Annotated in this window: 15 protein-coding genes; 12 read left to right on the forward strand and 3 right to left on the reverse strand. The window is 41.6% G+C overall.

From position 1 onward, the window contains the following. Positions 1-90: 90 nt before the first annotated feature. The 5 genes from P1X15_RS04250 (at position 91) to P1X15_RS04270 (ending at position 4,985) form a co-directional block, all read left to right on the forward strand. A complete protein-coding gene (locus P1X15_RS04250; RefSeq protein ID WP_277336901.1) occupies positions 91-498 on the forward strand; it encodes a hypothetical protein in 408 nt (135 codons plus the stop codon). 40 nt (positions 499-538) lie between these two features. Further along, complete coding sequence (locus P1X15_RS04255) at positions 539-1,024, forward strand: cyanophycinase (RefSeq protein WP_277336902.1); 486 nt, start codon at positions 539-541, stop codon at positions 1,022-1,024. 105 nt (positions 1,025-1,129) lie between these two features. Continuing rightward, positions 1,130-2,389 carry a YeiH family protein gene (locus P1X15_RS04260; protein ID WP_277336903.1) on the forward strand — a complete coding sequence of 420 codons (1,260 nt, stop codon included), beginning with the start codon at positions 1,130-1,132 and terminating at the stop codon, positions 2,387-2,389. Positions 2,390-2,521: 132 nt separating this feature from the next. Beyond that, the gene (locus tag P1X15_RS04265; protein WP_277336904.1) at positions 2,522-3,352 is read left to right on the forward strand and encodes a sterol desaturase family protein; all 831 of its coding nucleotides are present in this window, start codon (positions 2,522-2,524) and stop codon (positions 3,350-3,352) included. Between the two features lie 154 nt (positions 3,353-3,506). Beyond that, the gene (locus P1X15_RS04270) at positions 3,507-4,985 is read left to right on the forward strand and encodes a lipopolysaccharide assembly protein LapB (protein ID WP_277336905.1); all 1,479 of its coding nucleotides are present in this window, start codon (positions 3,507-3,509) and stop codon (positions 4,983-4,985) included. An 803-nt stretch (positions 4,986-5,788) separates the two neighbouring features. Here P1X15_RS04270 and leuS read toward each other — a convergent pair. Beyond that, complete coding sequence (gene leuS, locus P1X15_RS04275) at positions 5,789-8,572, reverse strand: leucine--tRNA ligase (protein ID WP_277336906.1); 2,784 nt, start codon at positions 8,570-8,572, stop codon at positions 5,789-5,791. Between the two features lie 183 nt (positions 8,573-8,755). Between leuS and P1X15_RS04280 the strand changes: the two genes are divergently transcribed. The 4 genes from P1X15_RS04280 to P1X15_RS04295 all read left to right on the forward strand — a co-directional run bounded on the left by P1X15_RS04280 (position 8,756) and on the right by P1X15_RS04295 (position 12,469). Beyond that, the gene (locus P1X15_RS04280; RefSeq protein WP_277336907.1) at positions 8,756-9,343 is read left to right on the forward strand and encodes a Uma2 family endonuclease; all 588 of its coding nucleotides are present in this window, start codon (positions 8,756-8,758) and stop codon (positions 9,341-9,343) included. Positions 9,344-9,422: 79 nt separating this feature from the next. Continuing rightward, positions 9,423-10,169 carry a 3-deoxy-manno-octulosonate cytidylyltransferase gene (gene kdsB / locus P1X15_RS04285; protein WP_277336908.1) on the forward strand — a complete coding sequence of 249 codons (747 nt, stop codon included), beginning with the start codon at positions 9,423-9,425 and terminating at the stop codon, positions 10,167-10,169. Between the two features lie 30 nt (positions 10,170-10,199). Beyond that, complete coding sequence (gene corA, locus P1X15_RS04290; RefSeq protein ID WP_277336909.1) at positions 10,200-11,261, forward strand: magnesium/cobalt transporter CorA; 1,062 nt, start codon at positions 10,200-10,202, stop codon at positions 11,259-11,261. Between the two features lie 92 nt (positions 11,262-11,353). Further along, positions 11,354-12,469: a mannonate dehydratase gene (locus P1X15_RS04295; RefSeq protein WP_277336910.1), complete on the forward strand. Its 1,116-nt coding sequence runs from the start codon at positions 11,354-11,356 to the stop codon at positions 12,467-12,469. Positions 12,470-12,483: 14 nt separating this feature from the next. On the opposite strand, the gene P1X15_RS04300 is transcribed toward P1X15_RS04295, so the two are convergent. Next, positions 12,484-13,245, reverse strand: coding sequence for a hypothetical protein (locus P1X15_RS04300; protein ID WP_277336911.1), 762 nt, complete (start codon positions 13,243-13,245; stop codon positions 12,484-12,486). A gap of 112 nt (positions 13,246-13,357) precedes the next feature. On the opposite strand from P1X15_RS04300, the gene P1X15_RS04305 reads away from it, so the two are divergent. From P1X15_RS04305 to P1X15_RS04315, 3 genes are all read left to right on the forward strand, one after another. Beyond that, positions 13,358-15,850 (forward strand): PIG-L family deacetylase, encoded by a 2,493-nt coding sequence (locus P1X15_RS04305; protein ID WP_277336912.1) that lies wholly within the window; start codon positions 13,358-13,360, stop codon positions 15,848-15,850. A gap of 97 nt (positions 15,851-15,947) precedes the next feature. Continuing rightward, a complete protein-coding gene (locus tag P1X15_RS04310; protein WP_277336913.1) occupies positions 15,948-17,141 on the forward strand; it encodes a hypothetical protein in 1,194 nt (397 codons plus the stop codon). A gap of 14 nt (positions 17,142-17,155) precedes the next feature. Continuing rightward, on the forward strand, positions 17,156-18,730 hold the full coding sequence (locus P1X15_RS04315) for a hypothetical protein (protein ID WP_277336914.1): 1,575 nt from the start codon (positions 17,156-17,158) through the stop codon (positions 18,728-18,730). A 15-nt stretch (positions 18,731-18,745) separates the two neighbouring features. Here P1X15_RS04315 and P1X15_RS04320 read toward each other — a convergent pair whose 3' ends face one another. Then, the gene (locus P1X15_RS04320; RefSeq protein WP_277336915.1) at positions 18,746-20,440 is read right to left on the reverse strand and encodes a hypothetical protein; all 1,695 of its coding nucleotides are present in this window, start codon (positions 20,438-20,440) and stop codon (positions 18,746-18,748) included. Positions 20,441-20,474 lie beyond the last annotated feature (34 nt).

Genomic DNA, 20,474 nt, shown 5'->3' on the forward strand with positions numbered 1-20,474 from the left:
TATTGAACATACTGACATTCAAAATGCCGCTAAATGCCGTTCTGATAAGGGTACTTTGTTACATATTTTTGGTAAAATCGCTACCGCTTTGTGCATTTACATCTTTTTCAACTCTTGATTCGCATTAGTACTCAATGGGTACTAGCCCAAACTCCGATTCGAGTCAATGAAAAATCTTCCACACGACATGGCCCTGAAAACGGGTCGCTCATTATCATTGGTGGTGGACAAGTCACTCCCGAAATATGGAGTAAATTTGTGGAGCTAGCAGGCGGAAAAGAAAAAGCAAAATTGGTGGTCGTGACTGCTGCTGCCGGAGACACTGCCGCTTTGAACCCAGCCGCAGTGGAATCTCTAAAAAAAAATACAGGGGTAGCCAAAGTTACGCTTCTACATACTAAAAGCCTCAAAGAAGCAAACAGTGAGGCTTTTGTAGCGCCACTTCGTGAAGCAACGGGAGTATTTTTTGTAGGAGGGCCGTCAGTGGCGTATTGCTGATTCTTACCTAAATACGCTCACGCATCAGGCATTCCAAGAGGTGTTGGATCGTGGAGGTGTGATTGCCGGTTCATCGGCAGGGGCCAGTATTCAGGGTTCTTTCCTCTGGCGCGGCGATACCAAAGGGCCGCATATTCTAGTGGGAGACCATACACAGGGGCTTGGATTTTTGAAAAATTCAGCCATTGACCAACACTTGCTGCGTAGAAATCGTGAGTTTGATTTGGTGGAATTTATCAAACATTCACCAGAATTGATCGGCATTGGCTTGGATGAGTCTACTTCCATTGTGGTGCAAAAGGACTCGTTGGAGGTACTTGGGAAATCGTACGTTGTGATTTATGATTACAATACCATTATTGGAAACGGGGATAAACATACCGTGAACAATCAGGAAGTAAATACGGCTTCCAACGGCCCGTTCTTTTTCTTGGGCAACGGTCAAAAATATGATCTTTTAAACCGTAAGGTCATTAAAGAACCTGCACGTCGTCAGTCTCCGGCTACTCAAGCTAATAACAAATAGCGTTTTTATACTGCCAAGGCTAAGTCATCTTGGTTTTGGCAGTACAAATTTTACCCGTTTTGTCGATTCCCGTAAAGCATATCTCTAAACCTAATCTCTCAAAAAATGCCTTCGATTTCTAAAAATCCCTTACTTTCCGAAGACTGGACGGTAGTAGTATTGGGCTTTGCAATTTTATTGATTACTCTTGCTGGCTTTGTATTGCCCGTACCTACCTTTGGTTGGGAAAGTACTTCCGATCTGTTTGAAAAAGTACTTTCTTTGAAAAATCTACAAATCATTCTTATTCAACTCATTGCAGTTGTGGTAATCGCGATTGCCGGTGCTTCACTGACGGGTAAAGAAATAAAGCCTTTTTTGATCGGCTTGCCTGTTGTCTATTTTTTAACCATTATTGCCCTCATCATTGCGGGAAACAGCGGTGTAAAATCCATTAATCTGGAAGCGGTGATTTTCAGTTTGGCGATTGGGCTGGTGATAGGCAATCTTGTGAAACTACCCAATTGGCTCAAATCAGCACTTTCTACCGAAGTATTTGTAAAAATCGGACTAGTACTTTTGGGAACCACCATTATCTTCTCCGATATTCTTAAAGCAGGTTCTTTAGGGTTGATTCAAGCACTGATTGTGGTGATTTCGGTCTGGTATTTTGCGTTTTGGGTTTCCAAAAAACTGGGCATCGACGAAGAGCTTTCTCTCATTATTTCGAGTGCCGTTTCTATTTGCGGGGTTTCGGCGGCTATTGCTACGGCGGGCGCCATCAAAGGGGATTCAAAAAAACTTTCCTATGTTATTTCGTTAGTATTGATTGTGGCAGTGCCTATGATGATTTTTCAGCCTTACATTGCCAAATGGTTGGGGCTTTCGGAAGAAGTAACAGGAGCTTGGCTGGGCGGTACTATTGACACCACTGGCGCAGTAGCCGCCGCAGGTACGTTGGTGGGAGAAACGGCCCTGAAAATCAGTACTATTGTTAAGTTCTCGCAAAATGTTCTCTTAGGCGTCGCTGCCTTTGCCATTTCTGTTTACTGGACGTATACCAACCACCCCTTGGCCAAAGATAAAGATACAAAACCAACGGCGGGTATTATTTGGGAACGCTTTCCCAAGTTTGTTATCGGTTTTTTGGCTGCTTCGGTACTGTTTTCGTTTTTCCTTACTCCCGAAACGGTCAATAATGTCAAGGGAAGTCTTAAAAATTTACAGGGACTATGGTTTGCGTTGGCATTTACAAGCATTGGCCTCGAGACCAATTTTTCAGATCTATTCAATGCTGAAAACAAAAAACCGCTCTATGCCTTTTTGATCGCCCAAATCTTTAATATTTTCATCACTTTGGCAGTTTCGTATTTTCTCTTTCGCTAATCTGGTTTGTACCTGATGTAGGGTCAGATGTGAATGTAGCGGAAAGAATACTCAAAAAATTTGTGTCAAAATACGCTCTAAATCTATAGGATATATAAGTTTAATTATTGTTCATTTTAATTTTTTTCAATCATGAAGTTTACCGACAGCTTAATTTATTATGAGATTCTTGGTTTGCTAATCGCGTTCAGCATAGCTGAATTTTTGACAGGAGCTTTTAAAAGCGGAAAATGGAACAAAAACGAATGGCACATTACCATTGCCGGATTGGCGCTGTCAAGTGTCATTACGCGCCCGTTGAGTTTTCTGTTTACGGCCTATGTGCTCAACTACTTTTTCCCTGATTATTATAATTATTTTTCGGGGATTTCACTTTGGGCCGGCGTGCTTATTACCTGCATTTTGGAGGATTTTACTCAATACTGGTGGCATCGCGCAGCGCATACTTATGAGTGGCTTTGGAAAGGACACCGAGTGCATCATTCCGCACCAGAAATGAGTGTTTTTCTATCTGGAAGAAATTCATGGGTTTATTTGCTGCTTTTTCCCTCTCGGATTGTTTCTGCAACATTGGTTTTTCTTGGGTTTGGGGAAGCATTTATTATCGGTTATTTCCTGAAAATACTGATCGGGATTTCGGCTCATTCCAGTATTCGTTGGGATAAACCCCTGTACGCCATTAAATGGCTTCATCCCATCATGTGGGTAGTGGAAAGAGTCATTTCTACTCCGGCTACCCATCATGCTCATCATGCCGCAAGCGATAAAGATGGTATTGGAGTGATTAACGGCAACTACGGAAACATGTTTTTTATTTGGGACATCATTTTCGGGACAGGTAAAATAACGCGCCAATATCCTGAGACGATCGGGCTGGAAGAGTATTATGAAGAGCCTTGGTATGTTCAACTGGGCTATCCGATTTTTAAATCAAAAGATAAAAGAAGTGAAATGTCGAAATAATTCAGGAATTACTTAATACAATTCCATTTGGGCGGTTCTCTATTGAAAATAAGAATGTACGAAATACTTATTTGTACCAAAAATTTGGACAGAAAAAGTAGCTGCCTCCATTTTCGAACCCAAAATCTGGTAAACCGCATTTATCAATACTGATATGATACTCCGTTTTCCCTTCATGATCTGTTTAGTCGTGCTTTTCCAAAGCGTTTTTGCTAATGATTTTGATTTTACACCAAATCTTCAAAAAGCCTATTTTGAGGTTTTTAAACTCAAGCTTCCTACATCCCAAAAGCTGATTGCTGCCGAAAAACCATCAAATCCGTTTAAAATTTATCTATCTAATTATATAGATATGATTGAAGTGCTGAATTCGGATAGCGAAGCCGCTTATGAAAGATTTGTAAACAAAGAAGGAAAACGGCTGGAATTCATTGAACAATTGAATCAAAACTCACCCTATAACCGATTTTTAAGGGCCGAAGTAAAGATGCAACTGGCAGTGGTCAAAATTAAATTTGGCAATGAAGTTAAAGCGGCCTGGAATATCGTTCAGGCGGCTCGTTTATTAGAAGAAAATCAAAAGCTCTTTCCCAATTTTGTGCCTCAACTTAAATCTTTAGGTTGTTTGCATATTTTGATTGGATCAATACCCGAAAATTATAACTGGGTAATTAAGCTTTTAGGTATAAAGGGTAATATTAAACAGGGTGTTGAGGAGTTAAAATTGGCTGGAAAAGATGAGATATGGGGGTTGGAAGCCTCTTTAATCTCCTTTTTTTTGCAAGAATATTTATTGAAATTTGGTGAGAGAGAAAATGTAAATTTACTTAAGGTCCTTGAAAATCACCCTGACTGCTTGAGTTTTTACATCATTGCTGTCAGTATATTACTTAAAACCGGCCAAGCTGACCAATCCGCTTTTCTATTGAAAAAATATTCATTTGGCGAGGAGTATCCTACATTCCCAATTTTAGATTTATACAAAGCGGATGTTCATTTATACAGGGGTGATTATTTATCAGCAGGGCGAGAATATGCTCATTTTTTAGAAAACTTCAAAGGAAGCACCTATCTCAAAGAAACATATTTTAAATTATTTCTTTGCTATTGGCTAACAGGGGAAGAATCAAAGGCAACACAAATACTGTCCAAAATTCCGGTCGTTGGAAAAACGATTTCAGAAGCAGATAAAGCCGCCGAAAAGTTCTATGAAAATTATACCAAGACCCATCAATTACCTAATAAGAGCCTCCTTCAAATTCGGTTAGCTACTGATGGGGGATACTACGAAAAGGCCGCAAGATTAGCAACAAATTTATCGGAGAAAGCACTGATTACATTGAAAGAGAAAGTTGAATATAATTTTCGGGTAGGCCGAATTTTTCAAAAAAACAATCAACCCGAAAAAGCTATTGAGCACTTTAAGCGAGCTATTCGTTTAAATGAGAAAGAAAACTGGCATTTTGGTGCAAGTTCGTCCTTGCAGATTGGCTATATTTATCAACTAAAAGGGCAACGTCCGTTGGCTAAAGACTTCTTTAATCAGGCGATATCCTACAAAAAACATGAATATAAAAATACGATTGATGGTAAAGCCCGTGCTGCTTTAACTGAGATGGGGTATATTGATTGAGATGCTTTCTGACTTTTGAATTTGTGAAGCCACTCAACTACAGACTATGATTACAATACCATCATTGCAAACGAAAATAACACACCCTAAATAATCAGGAAGAGAAGACCTCCATAGCCTCTTTTATTATTCCGTAAGTCGGCCATATGAGTAACGCGTTATTATGGGCGATATAAGTACATGACAAAAAAGGCTTTTCCGCCCCGAGTTGTTATCTTGTGGGTCACCACAACTCAAAAGATATGGCAAAGAAGGCAAAAAGTTGGCTAAACATAGTGATTTACAGGATTATTTGGGTAAAGAACTACCCATAAATGCAGCACGGATAAAAGTTCAAAGCGTTAATTTTGAACGATTGGCACAGGGTTTTGATAACCCTGTCGAGTTAAGTTCGAATTTACGTAGCTCTTAACCAACGGGCAATCAGATCTAAATCAACCGCATACCCACTAAAAAAACGCTGTATTCTGCGTAGATTACTACATAGCTGTGCATCGTACGGGTGCGTATGGGAGATAGTATGAACATTTCTAATAATTTAATTCTTGCTTTATGCTAAGGTAAAAGTAAAGCAGTTTCCCTATTTTTACCCTCCATGAGTCAATTAGGTTTGTTTTATAAGTCTTGGTAAACCCATTTTATAAATCTTTTTGCTCTTATTTTGACAGGAAAAGTAATATTAGCACAAAACTTTACCGTTGAATTGAAGAGACTCTGCTTTTAGAATGCCTTTGTAGTAAGAATATAAACTCAACGTTGGCAAGGTTCAAAACCTTGCCAACGTTGAGTTTATGATATTTTCGTTATAAAACAACATTTACAATCCGTTTTGGAACGACTACCACTTTTTTAGGTGCTTTGCCTTCCAACCATTTTTGAACCGTATCATTGGCCAACACCCCTTGTTCGATGTCTTCTTTTGACATATCGACAGGGAAAGCGAGGTTGGCACGAACTTTACCATTGATCTGGATTGGGTACTCAAACGAGCTTTCTACCAAATACTTGGGCTCAAACACAGGGAACGGAGCGGTGGTCAATGTTCCTGCTTCGTTGCCCAAAGCCACCCAAAGTTCTTCGGTAATGTGAGGGGCATACGGTGACAACAAAATGACCATTTCTTTCAAGATGGCTTTTTTGTGGCACTTCAAATCACTCAATTCGTTGACCCCAATCATAAACGTCGAAACAACCGTGTTAAACGAATAACGCTCAATGTCTTCCTCCACGCGCTTGATGGTACGGTGCAATACCTTCAATTCGTCGGCGGTTGGCTCGGCATCCACCAATTTCGATTTACCCGTTTGGTCCTCAAAGAACAATCGCCAAAACTTACGCAAGAAGTTCGACGTTCCGCTGATGCCGTTGGTATTCCACGGTTTAGCGTCGGTCAATGGCCCCAAAAACATTTCGTACATCCGCAAGGTATCAGCACCGTATTTGTCAACAATGTCGTCAGGGTTTACGACGTTGTACTTCGATTTTGACATTTTTTCAACTTCCCAACCGCAGATGTATTTGCCATCCTCCAAAATAAATTCAGCATTGGCAAAGTCTTCACGCCAGTTTTTGAAGGCTTCAGTATTCAAAACATCGTTTTCTACCATATTTACATCAACGTGCAATTTGGTCGTCTCGTACTGGTCTTTCAAGCCATAACTTACAAAAACGGGTTTTGCATTATCACTTGATTTCAAGCGATACACAAAATTACTCCGTCCCTGAATCATACCCTGATTCACCAACTTCGCCGCAAATTCTTCGTGAGGTACTAAGCCCAAATCTTTCAAGAACTTGTTCCAAAAACGGCTGTACAACAAGTGCCCCGTAGCGTGTTCGGAACCACCCAAGTAGAAGTCGATACGTTGCCAGTAGTCGATGGCCTCTTTAGAAGCAAATGCCTCGTTATTTTGAGGATCCATGTAGCGGTACCAATACCACGACGAGCCCGCCCAACCTGGCATTGTGCTCAATTCATAATCGTATTCTCCTTTGTATTTCCACCCTTCGGCGCGGCCTAGTGGCGGTTCGCCCGTTTCGGTGGGAAGGTATTTGTCAATTTTGGGCAATTCTAATGGCAAATCTGCCTCATCAATCAAGTACGGAACACCGTCTTTGAAATAAGCAGGCACAGGTTCCCCCCAATAACGTTGGCGACTAAACACCGCATTACGCAAGCGGTATTGTACCTTACCCTTACCCAATTTACGTTCTTCCAACCACTTGATAAGTGTGTCGGTCGCCTCTTGGTACGTCATTCCGTTGATAATACCCGAATTGATGTAATGACCTTCTTTGGTATTGTCAGCTTGTTGGTCAGTGTCTTTTTGGGTATCCAAAATCGGGATAATGGGCAAACCAAAATTCGTTGCAAAGTTCCAGTCGCGCTGATCACCCGAAGGAACCCCCATCACAGCCCCTGTTCCGTATCCTGCCAAAACATAATCGGCCAAATAGATAGGTACTTTTTCTCCGCTGAACGGATTGATACAATAACTTCCCGTGAACACGCCTGACACTTTCTTTTCGGCCATGCGATCTACCTCACTACGACTTGCCGCCCACTTGATATAGGCTTCTACGTCGGCCTTTTGGGCAGTAGTTGTGAGTTCAGCAGCCCACTCATGTTCTGGAGCTAAGACCATAAAGCTAACGCCGTAAATAGTGTCAACGCGGGTCGTAAATACTTCAATTAGTTTATCTTGACCATCAACAGCAAACTTTACGGATGCTCCCTGTGAGCGACCAATCCAGTTGCGTTGTTGTTCTTTCAATGGCTCAGGCCAGTCGATGGTATCTAGCCCATTTAACAAACGGTCGGCATAGGCAGTGATGCGCATCGCCCACTGTTTCATCAATTTACGCTCCACCGGGAACCCACCACGCTCCGACACGCCGTCTTTCACTTCGTCGTTTGAAAGGACAGTGCCTAAGCCTGGGCACCAGTTCACAAACGATTCTTCGGGAAACGTAAAGCGATACTTTAACAACACCAATTGCTGTTCTTTTTCACTCATCGCATTCCACTCGTCTGCGCTAAACTCCGTCACGTCTTCATCACAAACGGCATTCACCGCTGCCGAACCACCTTGCGCAAATTGCTCAACCAAATGACTGATTGGCAATGCTTTGTCGGCTGTACGGTCATAGTAGTGATTGAACAACTGCATGAAAATCCACTGCGTCCACTTGTAATAATTGGGGTCAGAGGTACGAATCTCACGGCTCCAATCGTAGCTAAAACCAATGTTTTTTAGCTGAGAAATAAATGTATTGATGTTTTGCTCAGTCGTAATGGCTGGGTGTTGACCCGTTTGAATCGCATACTGCTCAGCGGGCAATCCAAAGCTATCAAAACCCATTGGGTGTAAAACATTAAATCCTTTAAGTCTTTTATACCGCGAAATAATGTCAGAAGCAATATAACCCAGTGGATGCCCTACGTGCAGACCCGCTCCCGAAGGATAGGGAAACATGTCGAGGACATAATATTTGGGTTTATTGTGGTCGATTTCGGTCTTAAAGGTTTGGTTTTCTTCCCAAAACTGCTGCCATTTTTTTTCGATTTCGCGGTGATTGTATTCCATTTTTTTCTGTTATCAGTATATCGGTTAGCCGTTATTTGGAGATTGATGATAGCTTCAACGGATAACTATTAACAATTCAACAGATAACGGTTACAAAATAGGCCGCAAAATTACAGGTTTTCGATGACTTTTGGGGTTTGGAACTGAAATTGTTATTTTTGGTAAAAAAACGCGGTTAAAACTATGGTCGCCTTGGATGAATATGTATTGAAGTTGCCTGAGGAAATTCGTTGGGACGATGCCACGTTTTTGGCATTTTGTCGCATGAACGACGAGCTCAACATCGAAAGAGACGCCGAAGGAAATATCATTATCATGTCACCTACCAATACTTTATCAGGATTTTACGAGAATAAGTTGCTGTTTGTTCTTGAGCTATGGAATCATACCGCAAAGCTAGGATACACCTTTAGCTCCTCCGCAGGCTTTACATTCAAAGATGGCTCCATGCGCGCGCCAGATGCGTCTTTTATCCTCAAAGAACGGTTTGACGCCTTGCCCGATAGTGAAAAAAATCAGTTTGCGCACATTGCCCCTGATTTTGTGGCGGAGCTGCATTCCAAAACAGATAGCCTCCAAAAACTTCAACTTAAAATGAAATCATATATTCAAAACGATGTACGGTTGGGCTGGCTTATCGACCTTGCGGACAAAGAAGTATGGGTATATCGACAAAACGGGACGATTTCACGTGTTCCGTTTACTGCCCAAAAAGTCTCTGGCGAAGAAGTGTTATTAGGTTTTGAGCTGGATTTGAGTGTTTTTGAGTAAAGTTTTTTGAAATTTGTAGCCAAAAACTTTGTTAATTTTCGACAGAACTCTTTTTAAGAGTATAACATATTTACTTGAAATGATTATTGGAATTATACCCGCACGCTATGCTTCGACGCGCTACCCCGGAAAACCGCTCATCGACATTCAAGGTAAAACCATGATTGAACGCGTATACGAGCAGGCCTTGCGGGCAAAGTGCCTTTCAGATGTTATCGTTGCTACTGATGATGAACGTATTCTTAAGCATGTCCAGTCGTTTGGTGGTAAAGCAGTAATGACTCACCCCGACCATCCAAGCGGAACAGATAGATGTTGGGAAGCAGTTCAAGCGGTATCGACTTACGGAAAAGAAGGACGATATGTTATCAATATTCAAGGCGATGAGCCTTTTGTCGCACCTGAGCAAATTGATGAATTAGGGGCAGTGCTTGATGGCAAGGTAGAATTGGCCTCGCAGATGATTCCGGTTAGCGACCACGAATTGTTGTTTGATATGGGGGAAGCGAAGGTGATTGTAAATCAAGATTTCGAAGCTATTTATTTTAGCCGTCAGGTGATACCATTTTTGAAAGGCGTTGACCCACAAGAATGGCACAAACATCATACCTACTATCGTCAGGTGGGAATGTATGCCTATCGTGCGGATATATTAGAAAAAATCACTCAATTGCCTGTCTCAGATTTGGAAAAAGCCGAATCGTTGGAGCAATTGCGGTGGCTACAAAACGGCTACAAAATAAAAATGGTGCTTACTTCTTACGAAAGTCACTGCATTGATACGCCAGAGGATGTAGAAAAAGTGCTTCGGATGATGCATCTTTAAGCCTATTTTATCATAAGTACAATCGCTGATATGACACCTCCCTCGTCTTCTAGGTTTGGTCTTTCGCCCGGAACACTCGTATATGTAGGGCCCGAAGTAGCACATGATACTACCCTTACTTTGGTGGAGTACAATGAGCAATACTACGAACATCGTTCCCTCAAACACCTTAAAGACTGCCAAATATCGGGAGATAAGCCCTACATCAGTTGGCTTGATGTGGACGGAATTCATGAGCCACTGGTCATTGAAACCGTGGGCAAGCTGCATAATATTCATCCGCTTGTGTTAGAAGATATTATGAATACCAAGCAGAAGCCCAAAATCGAATTTTATGGCGATAGTTATGTGTTTGTGACGCTGAAGATGTTTTATTGGGATGAGAAAGAAGGGCAGATAGATGCCGAGCATACGAGTTTTGTGTTGGGAGCTAATTATCTCATTTCTTTTCAAGAAAAAAGAACGGGCGATATTTTCACACCCGTACTGGAGCGTATCAAAGCATCTGTGGGCAAAACCCGCCGCAATGGCGCGGATTATCTGTTGTTTTCGTTGATAGATTTGATAGTAGACAATTACCTCGAAATCCTTGAAAAAGTAAGTGAAGAGTTGGAGGAGCTTGAAGGGAAGATTTTAGCAGGCAAACACAAAGACCCCATCGGGCAACTTTATAACCTAAAACGTCAGCTTACTTTGATGCGCAAGCATGTGTGGCCCTTGCGCGATATGCTCAGTCAAGGGCTTCGCGAAAACTCTAAACTCATCAGCAAGAGTGTATTCCCTTATTTTAGAGACGTACATGACCACGTCACCAATGCCATCGATTCCATTGATTCTAATCGGGAATTATTGACGGGGTTGATTGATATTCACTATTCGACCCTCAGCTCGCGTATGAACAGTGTCATGAAAACGCTCACGATTTATTCGGCGGTTTTTATGCCTTTGACTTTTATAGTGGGGATTTATGGGATGAATTTTGATAATATGCCTGAGCTTCGTCACCCTGATGGTTATTTTTATACCTTGGGCGGAATGCTGGTACTGGCTATGGGGCTGTTGGTGTATTTTAAAAGGCGTGGATGGATGTAATAAGCCTATTTAAGATAAAACTCAATCTCAAAAACAGTAGGTATCTGACGGCCTTGGACTTTGAAAATAATGTAACTTAAAGTCCAAGACCTATGTCACACTCTCGCCGTACTTTCATCAAAAAAAGCACTTCTTTTGCGATCCTCACTATGGGTGGAGCTTCGGTAGTTTCGCCCAAAAAACATTCCAATGAAGACTTACGTATTTTTACAAAAGATGCAGGAATGCAGCTTTGTGAGGCATATTTTTTTGGAATGAACGAACAAAAAATAGCCCTGACTAAGCAGCTTGATGTGCTAGGAGCAGTGGGGGGCATCAGCCCCGCGATGGTGGGATTGAAAGAGGTCAAGCCTTGGGAAATGACCGCCGTCAAAGCCGTGAAAGAAGCATGGGATAAAGTGGGGCTTCAACTTAGGGTAATAGAAGGCCCGCCTTCCTTGGGCGAAAAAACCAAACTAGGATTGGAAGGGCGGGACGAAGAAATCGCCAATTTTATTACATTCATGAAAAATCTTTCCCAAGTGGGAATAGATACCATATGCTACAATTGGATGCCCGTGATAGGCTGGTACCGTACCCAAAACGACCGCCCTGGCCGTGGAGGAGCATTGGTAACGGCTTTTGACAATGAAGCTATCAAATCACTCCCGCTTACTTCATACGGAGAATTTTCGAAAGAAAGTTTGTGGAAAAACCTAGACTATTTCTTGAAAGCGGTAGTGCCCGAAGCCGAAAAAGTGGGTATCAAGCTAGCGATGCATCCCGACGACCCGCAAGTGGATAGTGTAAGAGGAATAGGGCGTATCATGAATACGGTAGATTCTTTCAAAAAACTATTGAAAATGTATCCGAGTCCGAGCAATGGTATTACGATGTGTCAAGGCAATTTTGCATTGATGGACAAAAACATCAACATCCCACAGCTTATCAAAGAGTTTGGCAAAAGTATTCACTTTGTGCATTTTAGAAATGTGCGCGGAGATAAATACAATTTTGAAGAGACCTTTCACGATGAAGGAATCATTGATATGTATGAAGCCATGAAAGCCTATTATGAAATTGGATTCCGAGGCGCGATTCGTCCTGACCATGTTCCTACGATGGCAGGAGATAGCAATCAATACCCTGGCTATAGTACAATCGGAACGCTCTACGCTATCGGGTATATGCGTGGGCTGATGGAGGCTGTGAGTAAAACAAAGCGCTAAGAAAAGGGCAATTATCAATTAAAACTTACTAACAAAAGCCATAGCGCAATTCCTAAAGCTGTACCTCCCAAAGTACGTAAATAGCGTCTACGTTCGCGCTTTCGTTGCTCGGGTGTCATATCTTTGAATGGAATGAGTGTTTTGCTAATTCCGCGCCCCAAAAAGTAAAACCCTCCCGCCAGAATACCAATGCTCAACAAACCCACTATCACCGCCCCAAAACCATAACTGCTACAGGCTAAGTTGCAGGCCAAAAGAGCCCCCACATAAGCCAAGGCTACACCTACCACAAACAATACAAAGCTGCCGATGCGACGGCCGGTGGAGGAAGACTCCTTTTGTTTGAAGTGCAATAAGGGCCTTTTAGCTTTTGGCAAGCTATTTGATTCGGAGGTTACGGAATGGGTATATTGGCTAGCATGAAGAGTGGCGGTAGGTGTAGGGAAGGCCGACATACGCTCCAGTAAACCACCGGCTATACAATAAGCGATAAGGTTTAGACAAAACATGACTCCCAAAGATTGTTTCTCCCATCTATATCGATGAGCCTTGATTTGGGTGCTTGTTTCTAACAGACTGTATTGATTCCATAGAAAACGCAGCATAATTACTCCGCCAATAACCACAAAAAGCACACCTGCGGGTAGAGTCCCCCACCACTCGCTTCCTACTATAATCCCAATTAAGAAATTGAAAATTTCTATCATTACAATGAGCGTAATGGCAATTTTGGGGTGGTTAGCAGCCCAAAACGAAATAGATTTGAGAGATGCCATGAGTGCTTGAGATTAAAAAATGGTGGAAGAATTTATAATCAAAAATAGAAGAAATTTATTCTTATCCAAAGTTTTGTAGTTTTGTCAAATCACTCGCAAATTTTGCCAAACTATGAGAAGAACCAAGTTTTACCTCCTTTTTACTTTTCTCTTTTCCACCCTTATTCTTCAAGCTCAAGTAAAGCCTCTCACTTCGAGCGAGATTCTGTTAAATCTTAAAAAATTGAACGTGTTGGGCAGTGCGATGCACATTGCGGCTCACCCCGACGACGAAAACACGTTGCTTCTTACTTATTTGTCGAAAGAACGGCTCGTTAAAACGCAATACTTGGCCTTGACTCGAGGCGATGGAGGTCAAAACCTCATCGGGCCAGAGCAGGGGGAATACATAGGTATCATACGTACCCAAGAGCTATTGGCAGCTCGTCGTATCGATGGTGCCGAGCAGTTGTTTTCGAGAGCTTATGATTTTGGTTTTTCTAAAACCCGCGAAGAAACCTTGAAGTTTTGGGGAGAAAACAATATCCTTTCGGATGTAGTGTATCATATACGCAAAAACCAACCGGATGTGCTTATTACGCGCTTTCCGCCAGATGCACGCGCCGGCCATGGTCATCATAATTCCTCCGCTTTTTTGGCTGAATTGGCTTTTAAGATGGCAGGTGACCCTACCCAATTTCCCGAACAACTCAAGGAAGTAAAACCTTGGCAGCCGAAGCGAATCGTATGGAATACATTTTCGCCCGGTTTTTCTAATCAAAAACCCACCGACAAGGGGAGCTTTATCACGGTAGATATTGGTGGATATAATACATATTTGGGGAAATCTTATGCCGAAATTGCCGCCGAAAGCCGTAGTTCTCACAAAAGCCAAGGGTTTGGTTCAGGTGCTAATCGCAATGCAAGGGTGGATTTTATGATGCATAAAGATGGTTCTCCTGCCGAAAAAGACCTTTTTGACGGTGTTGATATGTCATGGAGTCGGGTCAAAGGTAGCGAACAAGTAGCGTTGCTAGTGGACCAAGCAATTCGGAATTACAATATCAATTATCCTGCTTCGTCAGTGCCAGTGTTGGTGAAAATATACCAAGAACTAGGAAAATTAGATGGTCAAAATAAATATGTTCAGCAGAAAAAAGCCGAAATAGAAGTCTTGCTTCAAAATTGTTTAGGGCTTTGGTTTGAAACCAATCCTACCGACTATGCCGTGGCTCAAGGCGACCGCGCCGAGGTCAAAGTGAGTGCAGTGAAAAGAGCTGATTATCCTTTAAAACTTACAAAGTTGCAGTTTTTGGGAGTCAATAGAGATTCGACGTTGAATTTAGACCTTAAAAACAATGAGCTAACCAACCTTACTTTTAATTTTCAAGTACCTAAATCAACGCCGATTTCACAACCTTATTGGCTCGAAAAACCCATCAAAAATGGGGCTTTTCAGATAGATGACCAATCCAAACTAAGTACACCCGAAAATATCCCAACTCTCCAAACCGCTTTTACCTTTGTAATAGACGGACAGGCGTTTATTTTTAGCAAACCTTGGGTCTATAAATCTACCGACCCCGTGGATGGAGAAGTGTATCGCCCTTATGAAATACGACCCGAAGTGACCGCCAACGTTACTGAAAAAGTGTATGTATTTGCAGACAATCAGCCTAAAACGGTAGAAGTATTGGTAAAAGCACATCGCCCCAATGTAAAAGGTACGATGGCTTTTGAGGTACCTTCTGGCTGGCGTGTCGAACCAGCGCAAATTCCGTTTGAATTACCCGAAAAATACCAAGAAAAAATAGTGACAGTGAAGGTGTTTCCGTCGGCTGAGCAAAGTGAAGTGAAGCTAAAAGTTATCACAAAAACCGAAAATGGAGAAAATGCCTATAGTCTCAAAACGGTAGAGTATAAACATATTCCGACACAAACGATTTTTCCTACGGCAACTACTGCTTTGGTAAAACTTGACATCAAAAACAAAGCAAAAAACATTGGCTACATAGCCGGAGCAGGCGATGAAGTGCCGGCGGCTTTGCGTCAAATGGGCTGCCAAGTGACTTTGCTTGATGAGGGCGCATTGAGCAAAAATCTCGCCGTGTATGATGCGATTGTAGTGGGAGTAAGGGCTTACAATACCGAAGAACGCATAAAATATTTTCAAGAAAAACTCATGGATTACGTCAAAAATGGCGGTACTATGGTAGTACAATACGTGACGGCAGGTGGATTTGGGAATACGCTCAAAGTAAAAGAAATGGGGCCGTATCCTTTCAAAGTAGGCCGCGACCGCGTGACGGAAGAAGATGCCGAAATGAGAATCTTACAACCTGCACATCCGATTTTGAATACTCCCAACAAGATTACTGCCAAAGATTTTGAAGGCTGGATTCAGGAAAGAGGGATTTATTTTGCGGTAGAATGGGACAAAAATTATGTGACCCTCTTCTCTGCCAACGACACCGGAGAAGCGGCCAAAGAAGGTAGTCTTATTTATGCGCCTTACGGCAAAGGGCATTTTATTTATACAGGTATTGTGTTTTTTAGAGAATTACCCGCTGGTGTCCCGGGAGCCTATCGGCTTTTTGCCAATATGATTTCACTAGGTAAAAAATAACCGTTGCCGATTTTGTGTCATTTATAATGCCCAATAAGTCTTGGGAAGTTTTTTTTAATACTTTCCAAGACTATCTTAACTCATTACAGCCTTTTCAATGTTTTTCGAGATATACGATAAAATATATTCAGGTACTACTCAGTGGATTGATAGATTTACGGCTACTAAGTATTGGCAGTGGAAGTATGTTGCTTTTTTGACAATCTATATTCTAATCACTTCTTGTCCCAACTATTACTTACTAGGTGGTAATCGAAACGATAGCAAAAAAACAGTCTATATCCTAAAACTAGTAGATTGGATAGCGGCTCATCCATTTCAAAACTTTCCCGCCCAATATCTCAATTCTGAGGAGTTAGGTAGTGGTATGAAATCCCATTTTGCCAAGCGTCCAGGGCGTGTTGCCGTGCCGCTTTTTTGTAGGTTTTTAGGGCTGAATGCTCAGCATTATATTTGGATACAGCATTTGTTGGGGTGTTTGTTTTTATGGGGACTTATAAGGTGGCTTACATTATATACAAATGTGCGAATAGCCATGATATCCGCTTTCATGATGGCCAATTTGTTTGTGGTTAAGTGGTTTTATTACGACTTTTTTTATTACGACTCTACGGCTTTTTTGCTGATGTTCGTGGCTATTATGTACCGAAATCCACTTCTTATTATTGGGAGTGTTGTGATATCAGGTTTTGTAGATGAGCGTTCTGTGATTGGAAGTGGTGGGATACTACTGTGGTGGCTGTGGCAAGAGAGTAAAGGTAAACTTTACATCTCAGACCTAGCAGATTTTAAAAAATATAGGGCAACTTGGGCTACTATATTTGGAGTATTGCTGGTCATAAGTCTTCGTATTATGGTGTTACGTTTTACAACGCTTGAGGTCGATACTTCGCTGATAGGTAAGAATCCTATTCTCCAAAACATGAATACATGGCCTATTGCATTATTTATGACTTTCGAAGGAGCTTGGGCTGTGATTTTGATGACTATTTTGACCCTTTATTACGATAAGAAATGGGCTTTTTTAGTCTTGTTTATGACAACTTTATTGGCGATTTTTTTGGGAGGTATGATTGTCATTGACCTCACGCGTAGTTTTAGTTATGGTTTTTTGTTGATACTGTTTAGTTTGGTTTACCTTTATTCACCATCGCGTTCGGTGCAAATGGAGCGGGCGCTATTGGGATTGGCGGTAAGCTGTGTATTGGTACCTACTTATTACGTATATGGCCCAGAGATGAGTTGGTTGTCGCCCCTTATTCTGAAAATCCAAATTTTCTTGCGGGCTTAGTTTTTTTAAATCATATGAGTCAATCTCCGTCTTTCTGGCAGCCTTCCGAGCAGCAATACAAGCGTTTTATATGGGCTTGTATGGGCTTGGGTGCCTTCTTTAGGCTTTTTCATTATTTCAGTAATCGGTCGCTCTATACGGATGAAGCGTATTTAGCCAACAACTTGCTTGTGCGTAATTTTGGAGAATTGACCCAGCCTCTTGACACAGCCCAACATGCGCCGCTCTTTTTTTTATGGGTGCAAAAATTCAATCTTTTATGGGCGGGCAATGGCGAATTGGCACTACGGCTTTTTCCCTTAGTGGTAGGTTTAGTAGCACTTTTACTGTTTGAAAAACTATTAAAGGTTTTTAGAGTAGGTAAAGTAGGAAGTATGGTGGGTTTTGCTGCTTTTGCTTTTGCACATCCTTTGGTATATTATTCGTCAGAGTCGAAGCAGTACATTGTGGAGGTGCTGTGTACTATTTTAGGGCTTTTGATGTATTTTCGTTTTAGAAATACTTCGTCGTGGCGCGATTATTTGGTATATGCCACCGTAGGAGTAGCGATACTGTGGTTTTCATATTCATCTTTATTTGGATTAGCGAGTATCGGGTTGGTACATTGTTGGCAACTTTTACGTCAGAAACAATGGGTGCAATTGCGGATTTTTGTGGTAGTTTATGCAAGTTGGGGAATTAGTTTTTTGTTAAACTACTTACTTATCATTGCTCCCAATAGCCTTCAATCAGGCGAAATACAAAGTATGTGGCTTGATGCTTTTGCACCTTTTCCACCTACATCAGTAGCAGATTTGAAATGGCACTTTATTACTTTATTTTCTCTCTTCGATTATCCATTGGGGCTCAATTGGTCGTTTTTGCCACCCCATGTTCCTTATTATTTCACATTTGCTGTCTTTGCTTTGGGTGTGATGATACTTGGTAGTTGGGTGTTGTACCAACGCTCTAAAGCTGAGTTGCTTTTGCTTATTTTGCCTATTGGCTTGACTTATCTCGCATCTGCTTTAGGAAAATATCCTTTTGCTGAAAGGCTTATGTTGTTTGCGGTACCCTATTTTTTTGTTTTGATGGCTATCGGTGCGCAGCAACTTTATCAAATGGCGATGTACAGAAGGTTGCGAAGTGTGTGGGTTGTCATGCTTTTGATTGTGATAGCTCCGATGATTTCGGCGATAAAGGATGTTGTTTACGAAAAAGAATTTGGAGGATGGAAACGAAGAGAGATGAAAGCAGCGATTTCTTTTTTGAAAACCCACAAAAAGTTACAGGAGGTGCTGTATATCAATCATATAGCGTCGGCATTGCCTTATTATAATAAAGTAGAAGCCCTGAATTGGTCTTATCAGATGTTTACGATTGATGTAGTTCCTCCTGTGAATGAGCGGGAGATTTTAAGGCAAATTTATCTCAACAAACAACAGTCCGATACTTTTTGGATAGTGGTAGCCGGAGATTCAGAAATGGATAAAACCGCCGCTCCTTTGACCCATAAGCAAGCTTTTATTTACTTTTTTGATACTCATTTCCAAAGATTACAGCAGTTTAGAGCCAAGGGAATATATACCGCCCAATACCGGTTTAGGTAAAATATCCGCTAATGATTATTTGCCTGCTACTCTAGCATTCAGGTTTTTAATTTTTTTCAAGCCTTTGCGTTTTAGTACGCATTTGGCCATAGCCTGTCTTAGGCTTCGCCACAAAGTAGCAAAATAAGACTTTTTAGGATCGCGGGTATAGTCGATAGCGCCGCTTCGGATGGGTGCATTGGGCGAAGGGTTGTTGTCTTGAATAAAGACCAAATCCGCAATTCCAGTAATAAGCTTTCGCTTGCTCAAATTACCTTCTTCGTCTATTTTCAGAATTGAAGTTTTGAGGTCGTTATAAAGCAAAGTGCCATGTCCTTTGACCCTATATTCGTCACCTTTCATCGAAAACTTAAAACTTCTCACCACGCCCGATTCAATTTTGGTTAAAGCGAGGGGCTGAGTGACTGGATTGAGACGTTTTAAATCTATTTCACCTAGTTGGCCATCGCAGCTAAAAGTGCCTCTTGGTGAAGCGATATTGAACTTAAAGAGCGTAGTGAGTGGTGCTACTCCCATAAATTCGCTTTGGATGTGTGCTTCACAGATAGGGTTTTGATGGAGCGCGAGGCTATCGTTGGTGAGGTTGTAGAGCTTGCCGTGGGTAAGATTGAAATTAACGCCTCCGCTAGCTTCGGTGTCGGGATTGAATTCTGAATAAGAAATCAAAAAGTTTTCTACTTGCACTGTATCAAGTTTCATTTTGAAAGGCAATCGGCGAAATTGTTGCTGAGGGTACTTTCCCACTTTCGACCCACGAGCAGGGTAGGTACCATCTCCAAAAATATCAATGTTGCCGCGTTTGATGATGGCTTGGTCAGCTATCAATTTTTTTTCAAAAACTAATGCATCAAGGTTGACTTGATTGACCTCGATGTCGTGAAAGACAAAACCGATTCTGTCGTTTCCGTCTGCGCGGGTGGTGAAGGCGCGCCCCTTAAATTGTGGTGTATAATGAATTCCTTTGATACTAATTCGCCTTTTTTGGGAGGAAAATGAAATGCTATCAAGCCTAAAATCGTGCAATGCTCCTATCGACGGAATCGATAGGTTGGAGAGTTGAAAAGCGGTATTTTTGGAATAATAAAAACGTGTAGAATCTTGATGAGATAATGAATCAATCAAAAAATCAGTGATATTGACATTGAGTTTTTCGAGAACAATACGCTGCGGATAAGGCTTAGTTTTGTCAGAAAAAGTAAATTTAATGCCTTCAAAGTCGATTTTTTTTACCCTAAAAGATTTTACAAATTTTGAAATTACTCGGTAAGGTGAAGGCTTGCTGCGTGTGGTCAGAGGGGCTGGTTTTTGTTGAATAATTTCTACAGTTGGTTGACTAATTTTGATTAAATCAATTTCAAGTTTTCGACTAAAAACAAGTTTCAGTAGTTTAATATCGCGAAGGCTTACTTCTGGAATAGTGCCTTTGTACGTAAAATGCGAGGTCGATTGTTTATTGATTTGTTGTTGGTAAAGAGCCGTATCGAGGGTAAGTTTGATTTTTGTGAGTATGGCATTACCTGCCAAAGGTTCGTATTGAAGGCGGTCAAAGTTGATTTGATAGATGCCATCGGAGCTTTCTGCTACTGCGCTTTTGAGGGTTTTAGCGAGCAACGGCTCCAAATAATATTGACGTATAAGGCGCACCCCCAGCACCAAGGCGATGACTGCCCCTCCTACGATGATGGCCCATTTGGTGATTTTATTGCTCATTTTGGAATCGATTGATACTGGTGTGTCTGAAATT

It is taken from the genome of Runella sp. MFBS21, from assembly GCF_029433105.1.
Classification (GTDB): domain Bacteria; phylum Bacteroidota; class Bacteroidia; order Cytophagales; family Spirosomataceae; genus Runella.